The sequence below is a fragment of the Paenibacillus typhae genome, assembly GCF_900099765.1.
In the GTDB taxonomy this organism is placed as follows: domain Bacteria; phylum Bacillota; class Bacilli; order Paenibacillales; family Paenibacillaceae; genus Paenibacillus_AQ; species Paenibacillus_AQ typhae.
The window spans coordinates 55,879-73,912 of sequence record NZ_FNDX01000014.1 but is presented as its reverse complement, the minus strand read 5'-3'; the positions used below and the strand labels follow the sequence as shown (position 1 = coordinate 73,912).

Sequence of the window (18,034 nt, the reverse complement as noted above, 5' to 3'; positions counted from 1 at the left end):
TACTTGGTCGTACGTGCTCGACGCGCTCAGTTGGCTCCATAACCCTGCCACACCCGTTAAATCGCAAAAAAGCAGTATGCAGCCGGATTTATTCCGCTGCATACTGCTTTTTTAAATGTTGTAAGTAATGTTTAAGGGTTGATTCCGCTAATTGGCAAGCTGCGTAGGCCATTTAGCCCTACCATAAGCACTTAGTTACTCAACTTTCCCATTCATGAGCATACGTCTGCCCGCACACTTAACTTCCACCCACTCGCTTACTCACGCAGTTATGGCTCCCCGAAATCTAGTTGGATTTTCGCCACTTAATTCCAGAGAAACAGCATCTATTTCCGCCCATTAAGCCACTTTAGCGTAGATACAGTCGAACTAAGTGCCGTTTTTCCAACTAACAACCTCATTCAGGGGAATTGGAGCAGAAATAGATGGCGATTTTCACTTAGCTTGCTCAGGCATATCCTGTAGATCACTCCCGCCAACCAATTAGTCTACATAGCTGCACTTTATACAACTACAACAGCCCTTTTGGCATGGAAAACACATATAAGTGCATTCCATACAATTAAAATGTCCGCATAACCCCACTTTCGGCCGATTCGGGCAGATATAGCTGCACAGAATACACTTATATGGCGCGATGGCAGGAAGTTACCATTTTTAATTGTACAAACTGCAGTTAAAAGGCCTTCTACTTTAAATAGGGTAATGCCAAAACAACCGGCTAAGCGATGCCTCTGCCAAGGCTGTTAAGAGCTCATTCAATAACTCAATAAATCAATAGCTCTATCAACGCTCTTCAACAGTTCATCAATAGCTCTTAATCGCTCTACACAGCACTAGAACAGCTATGCTGCAGCGAAGCTCCCGCCCCACATCCCCCCGCTATTAGTCCAGATCCGCACCATTCGAGGCAATCGCCTTCTGGTACCAGAAAAAGCTTTTCTTTTTGAACCGGTTCAGCGTGCCATTGCCCTCATCGTCCTGATCCACGTAGATCACACCGTAACGCTTGGACATTTCAGAGGTCGAGGCGCTGATAATATCAATCGCCCCCCAACTGGTGTAGCCCATCACATCAACGCCGTCCAGAACAGCTTCCTTCACCTGAGTAATGTGCTTGCGCAGATAATCGATCCGGTAATCATCGTTGATTGAACCGTCTTCTTCCACCTTATCTTTTGCCCCGAGACCGTTCTCCACCACGAACAACGGAAGTCGGTAACGGTCGTACAGTTCTTTGAGCACGATACGCAGTCCGATTGGATCAAGCTGCCAGCCCCACTCGGTTACCTGCAGATTCGGATTCTTCACCGTACTGAACAGGTTGCCGCCGGTAACGCCGTATTTCTCCGGATCAACTGTAGAGATTAACGAGGTATAGTAGCTGAAGGAGATAAAGTCTACAGTGTGCTCACGCAGCAGCTGCTCGTCTCCCGGCTCTACAACCAGATTAATGTTATTTTCAGCAAAATAACGCTTCACAAACGGAGGATAACTGCCCCGCGCCTGCACATCGGTATGCAGCAGATTGAGCTGGTTGTCTACCTGTGCCTGCAACACGTCTTCGGGACTGCTGGTCGCCGGATAGTGAATCATGCGCGCCAGCATGCAGCCGATGCGGAAGTCCGGATTGATCTCGCGGCCTTTTTTCGTTGCCAGACTGCTGGCCACAAACTGGTGATGCAGCGCCTGGTAAGACGCTTCACGGATATTATCGACTGTATCTTCAACCACACCGCCGCCGGTGAACGGTTCAATGACGGTCGTGTTGATCTCATTAAAGGTAAGCCAATACTTAACCTTATCCTTGTACCGGGTCATCACAGTTTCTGCATACTTTTCATAAAAAGCGATCACCTTGCGGTTTCTCCAGCCGCCATAGTTCAGCACCAGCGACATCGGCATTTCATAGTGGGATATGGTAACCAGCGGCTCAATCCCGTACTTGTGCATTTCGTCGAACATATCGTCATAGAACCGCAGCCCTTTTTCGTTCGGCTCAGCATCATCCCCATTCGGGAAAATCCGCGCCCAGTTAATCGACATCCGGAACACCTTGAAGCCCAGCTCGCCGAACAGAGCGATATCTTCCTTATAACGGTGGTAAAAATCAATCCCGTATCGCTTCGGATATCCTTCAGCCGTAGTGTGCTGCATCGCGCGCTGAATGGATTCACTGGTGACATGCATTAGTTCTTTCAGATTGGTATAATCCTTTTTCTTAAAATAAGGCACCATATCCGCGGTGGACAGCCCTTTGCCGTCGGCATCAAAAGCACCCTCCGCCTGATTGGCCGCGATCGCGCCGCCCCACAGAAAACCTTCCGGAAACCCCTGCTGTATGCTCAATGTGCTCATCTCCTTGGTTTTTATATAGATTGAACTATAAAGTGTAAATTTTGGGATTGGCCGTGACTCCATGAATATTTGGACTTCCGGCTACTGTTATGTTTGGATTTAACTGCTACTATATAGATATAACTGGTGAATTTTCCGTTTTGGGGTTGGCCGTGACTCCAGAGAATGTTTGGACCTCCGGCCGCTGTTGTCTGCAGATTTCTTGATTTGATACCGCTGTTCGCGGTGGAAATCCGCAGACAGCTTATGCTTCCGGAGCTAGCTTTTCTACGAAAAGCTTTCAGGAGGACGCTCCGCTCCTACAGTTCCAAAATTCCTTCCGCCACTTTTCCCTTAATTCAAGTTTTCAAGTTCAATCTATATAATATTTTTTTGTAAAAAGTGCTCTGGATCTGCTGCGCCTGCAAATCCATCTCCTGGTATATAAAACCAAAGGGCAATTGCCCGGGAAATGGAACTCCCCTGCGCAGCCGCAGGTCAAACCGTCTAATCTAATCCAATCGCACTAATCACCCTACAGCTCCGCCCGCAACACCGGCTCACCAAAGCCAACCGGTCCCAGCTTGATCGGAAGAATCTGCTTGTAATCAGCTGTGTTCGTAACAACCATTGCGGTCGTAATATCATAGTTCTGCGCAATCTGCTCCAGATCGAAGGTCAGCAGCTTGTCGCCGGCCTGCACCTGATCACCGGTCTGTACATGCGCTTCGAAGAACTGGCCGCGCAGCTTAACGGTGTTGATGCCGACGTGAATCAGCAGCTCCATGCCGTTCGCATCACGGATCACCAAGGCATGTTTGGTTTTGAATACGTTCATTACTGTACCACTGACCGGAGATACCAGCTCACCGACTGCCGGTACAAAAGCAATGCCCTTGCCCATCAGCTCATCGCCAAACGTAGGATCGTTGACCTCTTTCAGAGGAATCGCCTTACCGCTCATGGGAGCATAAGCCGTAGCATCCGCAGATGCAGTGGCCGCCTCTAGTTCAACCACTGCCGGAGCGGCAGACTGCGGTGCTTCATTAGCAGGTTTTGCCGCAATATTGCCGGAAATCTGTGCAGCGTCATCCGCCTCTTCCTGGATTCCCAGCAGCACTGTAACGACAGCGCCGACTACAAAGGCAATAACCATTCCGCCAAAAGCGTACCAGAACGTCTGGCCGACCAGTCCCGGAAGACCCGGAATACCGCCGTTACCGGCCAGTGCGTACGCCTTGGCACCAAAAGCCAGCGCAAAGCCGCCCCCTGCGCTACTCCCAATCATTGCCGCGATGAACGGCTTTTTATATTTCATGTTCACACCATACATAGCTGGCTCGGTAACACCCATAAGCGCGGTGAAGCTGGTGGAGAGCGCTACGGATTTCAGCTTTTTATCTTTTGCCCGGAAGAATACGCCCAGAGTCGCGCCAGCCTGCCCCATATTGGAAATGTAGGTCAGCGGCAGGAATTTGTCGAAGCCAAGCGTTGCCAGATTGCTGATGATAACCGGAACCAGCGCGTAGTGCATACCCGTCATAATAATCAGGGCCATTGCACCTCCGAGGACGATACCGGAGATCAGTCCGCCTTCATTCAGCAGCCAGTTGATGCCGCCGGACAAGCCGTCACCGATAAAGGTTCCCAGCGGTCCGATCGCAATCAGCGTTACAGGAACCATAATAAGCAGCGAAATCAGCGGAACAAGCAGCAATTTAAGCGATGGTGTAATGAATCGGTCCACCGTCTTTTCCACATAAGAAAGCAGCCATACGGCCAGCAGGATCGGAATAACGGATGAAGCATACGATACGGCAGTAACCGGAATGTTCAGAAAAGCAACCGGATTACCGCTCGACAATAACGCCCCCATGTCCGGATACATCAGTGCCGCACTTACTCCAACTGCAATAAACGGGTTACTGCCGAATTTCCGGGCTGCGCTGAAGGCGATCAGGAGCGGCAGGAAGTAGAACACACCGTCACCGATGGCGGAGAGAATCCGGTACGTATCCGTTCCGGTTGTCAGCCATTCCAAGGTTACGAACAGGGCCAGCAGCCCTTTGAGGATACCGGCAGCCGTAATAGCCGGGAGCATCGGCGCAAATACGCCCGCGATGGTTTCAAATATTTTCAGGATGACGTTCTGTTTCTTTCCATCCTCTTTTTTGCTGCTTTCCCCGCTCTGCTTAAGCGCCGGGTAAGCTTTTACCATCTCATCGTAGACCTTCGGCACATCGTTGCCGATGATGACCTGGAACTGCTCGCCCGAGATGTTGGTGCCCATGACCATATCCAGCTTTTTGAGCGCAGCCTGATCGGCCTTGCTGTTGTCTTTAAGCTCAAAACGCAGCCGGGTTACACAGTGGTAAACCGAGCTGACATTATCCGCACCGCCCACGGACTGGACGATTTGCTGTGCCGTTTCCTGATGTTTCATCTTACTTCCCCCTATTTTTGGCAACTAAAAAACCCGAACGAACACACAGTCTCCGCTCATACGGGTACCGTGCCTCATCCGGGTTTTGCCTGATTGAACAGTAACAAGCCCTTGGTTATTTACTTTTCATCAGCCGCTCCAGATGCAGCGTCAGGTAGAGCTGCTCGGAATGCGTCATAACATAATCATAGTTTTTGAGGATAAACGTTTCGATCTTGATGATGCACTTGAAGGTCTCCGGATAATTCTTGCGGACAACCTCGTACAGATATTCCTCTGTGTCATCATGACTGGAATGGGTAATCACCCGTTGGCAGAAATATTTGAGATGCGTAATGAATCTGAAATAGTTGACGCTGTCCTCATCCAGATCGACACTGAAATGATATTTGATGATGTTCATAATCTCCTGCAGCAGCTGCATCAGATGCGTCACATCGTTCATCGAATCATTGACTTCAGCATTTATGAAATGCAGGGCGATATTGCAAATCTCATCTTTCGGAAAATCAATCCCCAGACGTTCCCTGAGAATCGTCAGCGCTTCCTTGGCCACATCGTACTCAGCCTTATAGAAGTGCTGCACCTCCCACGACAGCGGGTTACGGACAATCTGATCCCGCACCATCCGCTGTACGGCAAAGTTAATATGATCCGACAGGGATACGTAAATCCCGTCACTGATCTGCTTATTCAGCTGCATACGGGCAAGACTGACGATATCATCCGTCACCTGCAAAATTTCTATCGGAACCTCAGTAACAATCGCTTTGAAGCGCTCGTAGATGGAGGAATCCTGCAGACGGAAGATTTTTTCAATCCGCCCTTCGTCAATAATGTCGCCTGCCTTGAACTGGAAACCGATACCCCGGCCGAGAATAAGCAGCTCCTGGTTCTTGTCATCAAGCGTACTAACGATGTTGTTGTTAAAAATTTGTTTGATGATCACGATAAACCCACCTGTGTTTGAGGAATCAAAAAAGGGCAAAACAACAATGGATATGACAGAATCATTCCCACTGTGGTTTTGCCCGCATTACCGGTAACAAGCCTCGGAAACAATTTAGCACAAGCTGAAAACGGTGTCAACCATCATTTTTAAAATGTTCCGGCCGCCTTCAGGCTGCTTCCCTGCTTCCCTATCTCCCCTGCGCGGTCTGCTGTAGCCTAATTTTAACCAGCCGCTGTCTGAACTATGCATCCGCTGCACTATACTAAAAGTATAAATCCCATCCGATAATCAGCGCACTGAACAATACAGCCGACAGGCCGGACAGCACGTACAATACCTTCCTCATTCTTCTGCTGTTCGAGCGCCGGAGCTTCAGTAATAGCAGCACAATATATCCTGCGGCCAGCAGAATATAGACAATATTCAGTGCAAAATGAATATACACTCCGGTGTAGGCTGTGGTATTCATAGCCCGGAAAAACATAAGGGTATTGTTCAAGAGATAGACTAGACCGGCTGCATTAAGCCACATGTAATACTTATTCAACCCGGACCCCGGTTTGCGCATTCTCTTAAAACGTCGTATGATCCAGCTAATAGATTCATAAATAATTGCAAATAGGGTAATAACTGTACCAATCCCCAGAACAATGAGCGATATTCCGATGCTTTGTGCAGAGAATCCGGTAAGCGGCAAATAATCCCCATACATATTTGAAAGCTTGATAATATTCCCCTGATCATCCCTTATAAAATAGTCGATACCCGACGAGTAAATCTTGTTATAGGCATAAGGCGCAAACTGATTGTAAGGATCACCATTCCAGCTGGATACCCGTGTATTAACAGGTTCAATATAGGCCAGATTGAGATATTCAATCATTTTGCCGAACCCGTGAATGACCCGGCGTGCACGTATGTAAGTCCCTTCTACCTCTGAGCTGTCCGGCAGCTCGCCGCTGTAAGCCGCTGGTGTGTAAGTACCAAAAACTCTGTCAACAAGCCCTGCGCAGTACTGGCCCTCATTTTGCTGGTTAACCATGACGATCATCCCGAACCCCGAAACAGGGTCGAATACGAAATTGCTCGAAAAAGCCCAGGTATTTCCGCCATGCTCCAGCGTGCGGACTGCATGCTCATTTACAAAAAATCCGTGGGCAATCCGTGGCACATCAGTACCTTCATACATCAGACTTGGCGTCAGCATCTGCTTAAGGGTTTCATTGCTCCGAAAAAGCGGACTTCTGCTCCCTGCCGGCGGTATAAGCGCAGCCATAAATTTCGCTGCATCTGCTGTGGTGCCGATAGCACCGCCTGCCGGATATATCCCCATATGTGTAATATTCTTCTTGATCAGCTCCCGCTCAGCTGTATATCCCTGAATCCTGCTTCTTGCAGCTGCAACAAAAGAATTGTCCTGCAGCGTCGGGTGAAGGGAAGTAGCATTCATTCCCAAGCTCTCAAAAATATGCTCTTTAACATATGTATAAAACGGCATTCCGCTCTGCAGTTCAACAATGTAACCTGCCAGGGCAGCACCGTAATTGGAGTAAGCTACTACCGCACCCGGTTTATACACCTGCCGGGGTTCATAGATACGCAGCGCTTCATATAAATCGGGTACATCATCTTTCTCCATATAAAACAAATCGGTATACCTGTCCTGCCAGCCCGCATTATGATGCATCAGATTCAGCAGTGTAATCGGCTCATCGTATTTCAGCTTCCGGAAAAAGCCCTCCGGCAGATATTCCCGTATATCCGTCTGCAAATCCAGCTTGCCCTGCTCCATCAGCTGCATCACACTCGTCCAGACCAGCAGCTTCGTGACGGAGCCCCATTCAAAGACCGTGTCCGTATCGGCAGCAACATTGTGCTCCACATCGGCTAAGCCGTAGCCTTTGTTAAATATAGTCCCTCCGTTGTTGACGACGGCAACGGATACTGCAGCAGTATTTACCTTACGGGCAGTAGTTATGTAAGAATCAATAACGGCTTCAAGTGCAGACAGCCTGATTCCGGAAGGGCTTTCATCGTTAGCCGCCGCCCCTCCTTCCGCCGCATACGCAGGAAATCCTGCGGACAGCAGTAATAAAATAGCCGTCAGGCAGATAACCTGCTGCTTAAATAAGGCAAACCATCTTCTCAGGTTCATGTACAGCCTCCTTTTGCAACGCTGGTATTATAGTAAATTAATCCCATATGCACGTATAACTGCTACTACGTTTTAACCGGGAATGCGGTGCAAAAATTTTCCTTTAACAACTTACTCAGCATATAGTGCTACGGAAATTGTACGTGTGTCTAACTTTTAAGACCGAATCGCAAACCGTCCAGTCTTCATCCCCCAAAAACATAATTATCCATCCTGCACCATGCTCTAACGGACACCAGCGCTCTTGTCTATGCGGAATATTCACCTTTGACAGGCTAACGGACTCCAGTGCGCTTATTCGCCGGATTTCGCCCAAATTATCGCCCATTTGGAGCAATAAGCGCATTACGGTCCGTTAGATTGTGAAAATGCTCTCCACAAACCAAATAAAGGCTGTACGGTCCGTTAGCAGCATTCAGCACTCAGCATTCAGCACTCTGTATTCAGCACTCTGTATTCAGCACACTGCACCGGCTACCAGCCACATTCGCTTACGCAGGTGAATCCACGCAAATGATATGCTTACCCGCCCAAGTATTTCTTGCCTTTGCCATCTTTGCCTTGAGCAAAAAAAGCCTGCCCCCAACACGGGAGCAGGCCTTCAAATTCAATCTACCAAACTTATTTCAAACCCTTCCAAACCCAGCTTTCAACCTCCGGCAGGTCAATGCCTTCTTCGCGGATGAATGCATTGTGCTTCTTAACCATGGCATCCATCTCAGCTGCGATAGCAGTATGCACTGGCGACTCAGGCAGGCTCAGTACAGCTTCCTTCGTCAGGTCGAAGCGGTCCATCTGATTCAGCACGCGCATGTCAAACGGAGTGGTGATGTCACCGTTCTCGCGGTAGCCGTGCACATGCAGATTGTGATTGTGACGGTCGAAGAACAGGTCTTTAATCAGGCCTTCATAGCCATGGAACGCGAAGATCACTGGTTTGTCTTTTGTGAAAAATTGATCAAACTCTTCGTCGGACAGGCCGCGCGGATCGAGCTTCTGGCTTCTCAGCTTCAGCAGGTCCACTACGTTGATATAACGGATCTTCAGCTCAGGCAATTTCTCATTCAGGATGGAGATCGCCGCCAGGCTTTCAATGGTCGGCTCTGTACCTGCGGAAGCAAAGACCACATCAGGCTCGCCGCCCTTGTCTGTGCTTGCCCAGTCGATAATCTTCAGCCCTTTATCTACCAGCTCCTGCGCCTCTGCCACACTGAACCATTGCGGACGCGGATGCTTGGAGGAAACGATCAGGTTGATCTTCTGGCGGTCATTCAGCACAGTGTCGAATACAGCCAGCAGGGAGTTCGCATCGGCCGGCAGATATTCACGGATGAATTCCGGTTTCTTGTCAGCCAGGTGGCCGAGCAGACCCGGGTCCTGATGAGTGTAGCCGTTATGGTCCTGCTGGAATACAGTCGAGGTTGCCACCACATTCAGTGACGGGATGTCAGCGCGCCAGCCCTGATCGGTTGCCTTGCGCAGCCATTTGAAGTGCTGTGTAATCATCGAATCCACTACACGCAGGAACGCTTCATAGCTATGGAAGAAGCCGTGGCGTCCGGTCAGCACATATCCTTCCAGCAAGCCTTCCGCCTGATGCTCCGACAATTGGGAATCGATAACACGGCCATAGGAAGCCAGGAATTCATCGTTCGGCTCAATAACCTGATCCAGCCACTGGCGTTTGGTAACTTCAAACACCGGTGCGAGACGGTTGGACATCGTTTCATCCGGCCCGAAGATCCGGAAGTTGCGATTAGGCTCGTTGCGCAGGACAACCTCTTTCAGGTATTTACCGAGAACCGCCATATCCTGTGCCACCACTTGGCCCGGAACAGCATTGTCCAGCGCATAGTCCGCAAAATCAGGCAGATTCAGGTCCTTGATCAGGTTGCCGGCATTCGTAACAGGGTTCATCCCCATTCGTCTGTTGCCGGTAGGCAGAATTTCAGCAATTTCGGCAAACAGACGGCCGTTTTCATCGAACAGCTCTTCCGGTCTGTAGCTGTGCATCCAGTCCAGCAGTGCCGGTGCATGCTTCATATTCTTCTGGTCAACCGGGATCGGCACCTGATGGGCCCGGAAGGAGCCTGTGTTCGGTACGCCATCCCACTGTGCAGGTCCGGTCCAGCCTTTAGGGGAACGGAAGACAAGCATTGGCCATAGCGGACGGGTAAGGTCGTTGTTCTCACGCGCATTTTTCTGGATCGCCGCAATTCTTTCCACGATTGTATCCAGTACCTTAGCCATTTCAGGGTGCATCTGCTCCGGATCTTCACCTTCCACGAAGAACGGCTCCCAGCCCATGCCGGTGAAATAAGCTGTGATTTCTTCCCGTGACTGGCGGGAGAGAATCGTCGGGTTGCTGATCTTGAAGCCGTTCAGGTGCAGAATCGGGAGTACAGCACCGTCAGTAACCGGGTTGATGAAGCGGTTGGAGAACCAGGATGCGGCCAGCGGTCCGGTTTCAGCCTCGCCGTCTCCGATGACTACTGCCGAGATCAGGTCCGGATTATCAAGAATTGCGCCGGCGCCGTGCGACAGGGAATAACCAAGCTCACCGCCCTCATGGATGGATCCCGGAGTTTCAGGTGCAGCATGGGAGGCTACGCCGCCAGGGAACGAAAACTGCTTGAACAGCTTTTTGAGACCGGGGATATCCTGGGTGATTTCCGGGTAAATTTCGGTGTAGCTGCCGTCCAGATAGGAATTCGACACCATAACCTGGCCGCCGTGGCCCGGTCCTTCTATATAGAACATGTTCAGATCATATTTGGTGATAACGCGGTTGAGATGGGCATAAATGAAGTTCTGGCCGGGAATCGTTCCCCAGTGCCCGATCGGTTTGATTTTGACATCAGCATCCTTCAGCGGTTCTCTTAACAACGGATTGTCCTTCAAATACAACTGTCCTACGGAAATATAATTCGTTGCCCGCCAGTAAGCATCCAGCTTCTCCAGATACGTTTTTGATGAGTAATCCACATTCATGGTCGATAATCCCATTTTCTCCACTCCCTAAATGATTGTATTTATAATTACCATTCTTTTTTCTCTACAGGTACATCATACCTCTGAAAAAAATAAATACAACCTTTTAGACAAGTGATACGGTCCAATTTTGTGAAATTTTGAACATAGTATGAAATGTGCAGGTAATTGTCTGGGAAAACGCTCTTCCGCTATGTATTTAGCCAGTTTCTTACATTCAATAATTAGTAAATAAAAGGATTCATAGTAATGTTTCCCCGCCAGCTGAAGAAAAAGTGACGAAGATATTATTTTCAATTATAGTAATAGATAAACTTGCAGCAATGAGGAGCCCCATTATGAGCAGACAGGCAATAACGTTAAATTCTTTAACAAGTGTTACAGACGGCGGACACATCATCTATCTGTTTGAGGATTATGATCGTTATATTGATAATGCTCTTTCATATATCACAACGGCAATTGAGCACAATCATCACATTTTGTTTATTGAGCAGGCCGGCGTTTATGAGACGATCCTGGAAAAGCTGGGCAGCAGCAGTCTGGCCGACAGGCTTCACTATCTCCATTATGCCAACAACATTGATTATTACGGTTCCCGGGGAGATTTCAATTTCCAGCACATCGTGTCTCATTTTGAGAAAATAACCGCGGCAATCCAGCAGAAGGACTACTCCCTCCGCACATGGGCCAATGTCTTGACCTGGGGGGAGCACAATGAGCTCACAATCCGGGAAAATCTGATGGCCTACGAGCGGCAGACAGCCGATTTTGTGCGGGAATACGGGATGGTATCTGTATGCGCCTATAATGCGTACGAGATTTCTGCTTCCCTGCAGACCGGGCTTATCAGAGAGCATGAGTATGTCATGACTGATACCGAGTTTTATAAATCGCCCCTTTATAAGCATCAAGCAGCAGAAGAAATTATTTTCCCCTCCCTGTCTGTACAAAGACAGCTGCTGAATGAGCAGAAGCATCTTCTAATCGAAAAGGAAGCTATGCAAATGGCCAACCAGGCCAAAAATGAGTTCATCGCCATGATGAACCATGAGATCAGAACGCCGATGAACGGTGTGCTGGGCATGGCGGAACTGCTGGCGGCAACGCCGCTGGAGAATGTGCAGAAGGAGTACGTTGCCACTATCCAGAGAAGCGGGAAGACACTGCTGCGGATCGTGAACGATATTCTGGATTACAGTAAGCTGGAGTCCGGTTTCGGTCAGCTGCTGTCTGAAGCATTCAGTGTGCGGGAATCCATTGCGGAGACGCTGGATCTGCTCATTGTAGCAATCCGGAACAAACAGCTGGAGGTAGACTTGTCGGTTGATCCTGATATTCCGGAAATCCTTGTCGGGGATGACGGGCGGCTCAGGCAGGTTCTGCTTAACTTATTGGGGAATGCCGTTAAATTTACAGAGGAGGGGAAAATTTCTGTTACAGTACTCCTTATTGCAGCTACCAGTGATACAATCCGGCTGCAGTTTACGGTTCAGGATACCGGCATCGGTATACCTCCGGAGATGTGCAGCCAGCTGTTTCTTCCTTTCTACCGGGCTGATTCCGGTAAAACCCGGCAGACAGAAGGCACCGGACTGGGACTGGCGATCTGCCAGCGGATTGTAGAACTGATGAACGGAGAGATCCGTATCGATTCCGCAGACTCTGGCCAAACAGGCACGACGGTTACTTTTACAGCTGCGTTTGGTGCCTATGAGGACTGCTTATAGTTATCGCTGTTTCCCCCCATTCTCTCCCCGCAAAAAAAGAAGTCCGGGACATTTCCCGGACCTGCACCTACGTGACGGATACAAAGGTATTAAACTTCAGATATTTGTAGTGGAATCTCATATGTGAGAATTCAAGCGGAGTGCCGTTATCGAGGAAGAAAATCCCTTCCATGATACTTACAGGCTCATTCGGTGACAGGTGCAGCAGCTCCTGGTCATGAGGCTCTGACGGCTCTGCAAAAACAGACAGGAATGATTTGGTGACAGCGAGATTGCGCGAATCCTCCAGATAATTAAAGATCGAGCCTTCAATAATCGTCTGGTTGAGATCCTGGACAATCTTGATCGGGATGTAGCCTGTTTCAATCATGAACGGTTCATCGTCGAACAGCCGGAGCCGGACGATTTTGTACACAAAATCATGGGGCCCGAGGAACAAATCCCGCTGCAGCTCTTTGGTCGGAGGAATAACCTCGAAACTCAGCACCTTGACTTTGGGTTTCGTTCCGTGCATCTGGAAATTGTCGGTAACTCCCAGATTAGAGCCTTCATAATTGAAGATGGATTCATTTTTTATGTACAAGGGATTGATAAAGGTGCCTGAGCCCCGTTTTTTGAAAATAATGCCGACACTCTCCATTTTGGCGAGCGCCCGTTTGATTGAGCTGCGGCTGACCTGGTAGGTCTCACTGAGCGTCCGTTCATCCGGCAGGCGCATATCCGGATATTCTCCGGCAAAAATTTTCATTTTGAGGTCATCAATAATCTGCTTGTAAACAAATTGTGTCATGAAGTACTCCCTTTCAGGTCTGTTGCTGTCACTTCGTAAAGCTTACTGTTAAATATATCATAATCAGCGCACAGTTTATACAGAAACGCCATGTTTCATGTACCGGTTAGTGGAGCTTACCGGGAGCCTTGGACTGCTGCAGGTGTTCTTTCCGGTGCAGAGGGTTAAGCAGCTGCTGATAGTTTTTGAACGTTCACAGGTTGAGCGTATCCCGAGAAGCTAGTAATATGGACATACTAATGGCAACAGCCAAGAAACGATCCTGCCATGTAAAAAAGGAGCTATGAGATTATGACCTATTCGCAACGATCAGCCCGCACCGGAGCTTCATCGGATTACACCTATCTGGAGTATCAGATCAGCTTAGCTCAGGACGCATTAGCGCAGGCTGAAGAAGCCGGCGATGTGGAGCTTGCCGCCGCCATCCGGAAGAAGCTGGCCGGGCTGGAGGATGAGCTGGAGCAGCTGGAAGACTAAACGGCGTCCTGCAAGAGAAAACAGTGAATAACAGGGTGTATGGTACACTGTAAATCAATTGATCAATTGATAATTATTATCAATGTGTAAATGAAAACTAAGGTAATATACGTAATGCCCATACTAGTGAGTCCCTTTAACCACATCACACCGTCCACCGGTTACCTTGAACCAACTCACCCTCGTCAGAAACCTTAAGACTAGTTACCTTCATTCATTAAAGGAAAGGGAGTTTTCCCTTTCATTTCAGCGTTTAGCCTAGTTGCGGCTAAATCAAAGGGATTTTTCCCTTTCATTTCGGCGTTTAGGCTAGTTGTAGCTGATTCAAAGGGACTTTTCCCTTTCATTTCGGCGTTTGAGCCGATTGCAGCCGAATCAAAGGGATTTTTCCCTTTCATTTCTGGTGTTCAGCCCTTCAACGGCACACTTAGTGGGATATTCCCCCTTATCTGCCGGATCTCAGTCTTTTTGTGCAATCCGCCGCATCACACTCAAAATATCTCCTTCATAACTTCCCTTCAAACACAAAAGCGGCGGATCAGGGCATTTTCGCCTCTAATCCGCCGCCCGCAGCTTAAACCAGTTTTACCAGGCTGTAGTTTTTCTTGCCCTTGCGGACGATGATGAACTTGCCGCCGATAGCGTGCCCGGCGGTAATATCAACCTCCAGCTCATTGACACGTTCGCCGTTGATCGAAATAGCTCCCTTGGTGATGTCCTCACGCGCCTGGCGCTTGGACGGCTCAATGCCAAGGTCAACCAGCCATTCCACGATATTCTTCGTTTCGTTAGTGGCGGTATAGGTAGGCATTTCCTTGAAGCCTTCCTCAATCTCATCAGCGGTCAGGGAGCGGATGTCGCCGCTGAACAGGGCGGCAGTAATCCGCTTCGCCTGCTCCAGCAGCGCTTCACCATGCACGAACCGGGTCATTTCTTCTGCAAGTGCCTTCTGCGCTTCCCGTTTGTGCGGCTCGGATTCAACCTTGGCTGCAAGAGCTTCGATCTCCTCTTTGCTAAGGAACGTGAAATACTTGAGGTATTTGATTACATCCCGGTCATCCGTGTTCGCCCAGAACTGGTAGAACTCATAAGGGGTAGTTTTCTTCGGATCGAGCCACACAGCGCCGCCGGCGGTTTTGCCGAACTTGGTGCCGTCAGCCTTAAGCATCAGCGGGATGGTGAGGCCGAACGCTTTGGCTTCGTTGCCTTCTTTTTTACGGATCAGGTCCAGACCGCTTGTGATATTGCCCCATTGGTCGGAGCCGCCGATCTGCAGCTGCACATCCTCATGCTTGTACAGGTGCAGGTAGTCGATCGACTGCAGAATCTGGTACGAGAACTCGGTGAACGAAATTCCGCTGTCCAGCCTGCTGGAGACTACATCCTTGGATAGCATCGTGTTGATGCTGAAGTTTTTGCCGAAGTCGCGCAGAAATTCAATCACATTGATATTCTTGGTCCAGTCGTAGTTGTTAACCAGACGAACCTGGTTGGCGTCATCCTCGGAGATAAACAGCTTCTTCATCTGCGCAGTCAGCGCATCCACGTTCTCCTGCACCTGCTCCAGAGTCTGCAGGGAGCGCTCGCTCTGTCGTCCGCTCGGATCACCGATTGTTCCGGTAGCACCGCCGATCAGAATCACCGGACGGTGCCCGGCCAGCTGAAAGCGTCTCAGCACCATAAACGGGATCAGATGCCCGATATGCATACTGTCTCCGGTCGGGTCTACGCCGCAATACAGCGAAACCGCCTTAGTATTCGTTAATTCCCGCAGCCCTTCCGCATCCGTCTGCTGATTAATGGCGTCGCGCCATTCCAGTTCATCAATAATATTCAACATGTACAGCCCCTTTGTCAGTGATCAGGTATGGTTAGTGAGATACGTTGGAGGATGAGCATCATCCGGGTTGTGGTAAAGTTCTGCGGACCGTTAACAGCTGTATATTCGGCAAACAGGCCGTCAGCCCGGCAAACGCAAAAAATCGCCCCTTGTCTATTCAGACACAGGGACGATTGAATTAACCGTGTTACCACCCAAATTGCACGGACAGCCTAAAATCAGCCGATCCATACCACTCATAAGCGAGTTATCGTTCGCTTGCTCCCGCTTGGCATTACCCAAGATACTCCAGAGTGTATTTCGCAGCCCTCGTATGTACCGGGTTCCATCACCCCCCGGCTTTCTGTGACAGGGACTAAGCTGCTACTGCGCTCATTCAACGTATACAAACTATAAGATTACAGAAAGTATAGCCAATTCACAATTTATTGTCAATCCAGGCGGTATCCGGATGAACATCAGGCATAACGCCAGCCGCCGCTGGCCGTTATATTATCCGCTTCTGTCTCGGCGTAGCCCTCGCAGATGAAGCCCATAACCTCAGAGCCGTCCTCAAGCTCCACTCTCCCAAGCCCAAGCGGCGCTGGAATCAAGGCTGCAAATGCACCGACCGATTGCACCGGCATCTTCCATAGCTCGAGCTGAATGGACGCTCCGCCCTGAGCTTTTTTAATCAGCCCCGGTTTGGCAGGAACAGTCTGCAGTCGGATCATGTCATAGCATGGCGCCGTTCTCGTCTCCCGCCAGAAATAAGCGCCATGGGCCGTCATCTGCTTCTCAAGCGGGTAACCCCGCATGTGCAGACCGCAGACGGCAATTATCGCATATTGCTGAGCAGCAGCCGCTGATGCTGTGTCTGCTGTTATCGCTGTATCTGCTGTTTCTGCAGTCTTCGCTATTTCTCCGGATTCTGCCGTTTCCGCTGTTTCAACCTCTCCAGCCAGCTCCGCATCCTTCAGCCCGGAAGCCCCAAGGCCAAGGAAAAGGCCTGCCGTCCCCGCCAGCAAATGCTCGCTGTCCGCGAGTGCGAACAAGGTGATCCCGAACGGCAAATCCTGCGCTGCATCTCCGGCAGGAACGGCCACCGCAGACAGATCAAGCAGATTGCAATGATTGGTGTAGCGGCCCATATCCGAATTGGTGCCGACCGGATTCAGCTCCACCTGCTCTCTGGTCCAGGTGCCTCCACAGGTGGGCATGACCAGCACCGCATCCTGCAGCAGCTCGCGGGTTTTAGCCTTGTACCTCTGCAGCCGGTGCATGGCCTGGAACAGACTGGAGGCTGTATGCCGAGCCCCTTTTCCCGACGATAAAATCTGTTCTGTTACAGGAAGCACGGAGGCACGGTTATTCTCCACAAATTCACCCAGACCGGCCCAGCGCTCGGCTACCCAGGGGCCATCGTACAGGATGGACGCGGCTTCGAAGAACATCGTACAATCCACGTATTCTACCGGAATGCCAAGCTTTTTGAGCGAGTCGCCTGCTGCCTGCCAGGCCAGCCGGTATTCCTCCTCATGAGGGCCATAGAAGCCAAGCGGATCTGCCGGTAACAGCAGCCTGGCAGGAAGCCGGTCCGCCTGCCGGGGGATGCTGCGGGACCAGGGATCGGAGGCATCCAGGCCGCGCACCTGCCGGTCAACCAGCAGTGTATCCTCCAGGCTGTTCGCGAACACCGTGACACAGTCCAGGCTGGCGCAGGCCGGAACCACCCCCAGGGTGGGCCAGGCTCCCAGGCTGGGCTTATACCCTACCAGGCCATTCAGCGCTGCCGGTACACGCCCGGAGCCGGCAGTATCCGTGCCCAGCGAGAAGGCCGCCTGGCCGCGCGCAACAGCAACTGCCGAGCCGGAGCTGGAGCCGCCGCTGATATATTCCGGTCTGAGCGCGTTATGCACAGCCCCATGCGGACTTCTTGTGCCGACCAGTCCGGTGGCGAACTGATCCAGATTGCTTTTGCCTACAGGAATCGCCCCGGCACCGACCAAACGCTCCACCACAGAGGAATGCCTGTCCGGTATATAGCTGAATTGCGGACAAGCGGCTGTTGTAGGGAAGCCCTGCACATCGATATTATCCTTGACCGCAAACGGAATTCCCCAGAGCGGATACTTCTCCCTGTCCAAATGGCTTATAGCCTCCAGATAGGGCTGTATCCGCCCGTAGTCCGGCGGCTCAATCCAGATATTCAGCTCCTGATCCTGCTGCGAACGCCGGATAATTTCACGGATAACCGCCTCCGGCGTGAGCACTCCGCTTCTGTATTGGTCCCGCAGCCATCCTGCTGACAGCTTGAGCGGCAATTCGGCCATATCCATG

The 18,034-nt window shown here is 50.4% G+C and carries 11 protein-coding genes and 1 other annotated feature; of the genes, 2 read left to right on the top strand and 9 right to left on the bottom strand.

The genetic code is table 11. The features are described 5' to 3' along the window. Nucleotides 1–885: 885 nt before the first annotated feature. The 5 genes from BLR64_RS14080 to BLR64_RS14060 form a co-directional block, all read right to left on the bottom strand. A complete protein-coding gene (locus BLR64_RS14080) occupies nt 886–2,358 on the bottom strand; it encodes a glycoside hydrolase family 1 protein (RefSeq protein ID WP_167360680.1) in 1,473 nt (490 codons plus the stop codon). A gap of 514 nt (nt 2,359–2,872) precedes the next feature. After that, nucleotides 2,873–4,780 (bottom strand): beta-glucoside-specific PTS transporter subunit IIABC, encoded by a 1,908-nt coding sequence (locus BLR64_RS14075; protein ID WP_090715032.1) that lies wholly within the window; start codon nt 4,778–4,780, stop codon nt 2,873–2,875. Nucleotides 4,781–4,895: 115 nt separating this feature from the next. Beyond that, nucleotides 4,896–5,729: a BglG family transcription antiterminator LicT gene (licT, locus tag BLR64_RS14070; protein ID WP_090715030.1), complete on the bottom strand. Its 834-nt coding sequence runs from the start codon at nt 5,727–5,729 to the stop codon at nt 4,896–4,898. A gap of 265 nt (nt 5,730–5,994) precedes the next feature. Beyond that, the gene (locus BLR64_RS14065; RefSeq protein ID WP_090715029.1) at nt 5,995–7,887 is read right to left on the bottom strand and encodes a serine hydrolase; all 1,893 of its coding nucleotides are present in this window, start codon (nt 7,885–7,887) and stop codon (nt 5,995–5,997) included. 621 nt (nt 7,888–8,508) lie between these two features. After that, the gene (locus tag BLR64_RS14060; RefSeq protein WP_244157703.1) at nt 8,509–10,893 is read right to left on the bottom strand and encodes a phosphoketolase family protein; all 2,385 of its coding nucleotides are present in this window, start codon (nt 10,891–10,893) and stop codon (nt 8,509–8,511) included. A gap of 323 nt (nt 10,894–11,216) precedes the next feature. Between BLR64_RS14060 and BLR64_RS14055 the strand changes: the two genes are divergently transcribed. Beyond that, entirely contained in the window at nt 11,217–12,608 is a 1,392-nt protein-coding gene (locus BLR64_RS14055) for an ATP-binding protein (RefSeq protein ID WP_167360679.1), read from the top strand. Nucleotides 12,609–12,675: 67 nt separating this feature from the next. Here BLR64_RS14055 and BLR64_RS14050 read toward each other — a convergent pair whose 3' ends face one another. Continuing rightward, nucleotides 12,676–13,398, bottom strand: coding sequence for a GntR family transcriptional regulator (locus tag BLR64_RS14050; protein WP_090715025.1), 723 nt, complete (start codon nt 13,396–13,398; stop codon nt 12,676–12,678). 291 nt (nt 13,399–13,689) lie between these two features. Here BLR64_RS14050 and BLR64_RS14045 point away from each other — a divergent pair, with 291 nt between their 5' ends. Next, complete coding sequence (locus tag BLR64_RS14045; RefSeq protein ID WP_090715023.1) at nt 13,690–13,875, top strand: hypothetical protein; 186 nt, start codon at nt 13,690–13,692, stop codon at nt 13,873–13,875. Nucleotides 13,876–14,075: 200 nt separating this feature from the next. On the opposite strand, the gene BLR64_RS14040 is transcribed toward BLR64_RS14045, so the two are convergent. The 3 genes from BLR64_RS14040 to atzF form a co-directional block, all read right to left on the bottom strand. Further along, nucleotides 14,076–14,273: a hypothetical protein gene (locus BLR64_RS14040; protein ID WP_090715021.1), complete on the bottom strand. Its 198-nt coding sequence runs from the start codon at nt 14,271–14,273 to the stop codon at nt 14,076–14,078. Between the two features lie 176 nt (nt 14,274–14,449). Continuing rightward, the gene (tyrS, locus tag BLR64_RS14035) at nt 14,450–15,712 is read right to left on the bottom strand and encodes a tyrosine--tRNA ligase (protein WP_090715075.1); all 1,263 of its coding nucleotides are present in this window, start codon (nt 15,710–15,712) and stop codon (nt 14,450–14,452) included. A gap of 165 nt (nt 15,713–15,877) precedes the next feature. Next, nucleotides 15,878–16,104, bottom strand: a binding site (T-box leader). 69 nt (nt 16,105–16,173) lie between these two features. Continuing rightward, nucleotides 16,174–18,033 (bottom strand): allophanate hydrolase, encoded by a 1,860-nt coding sequence (gene atzF / locus BLR64_RS14030; protein WP_090715020.1) that lies wholly within the window; start codon nt 18,031–18,033, stop codon nt 16,174–16,176. Between the last annotated feature and the right edge of the window lies 1 nt (nt 18,034).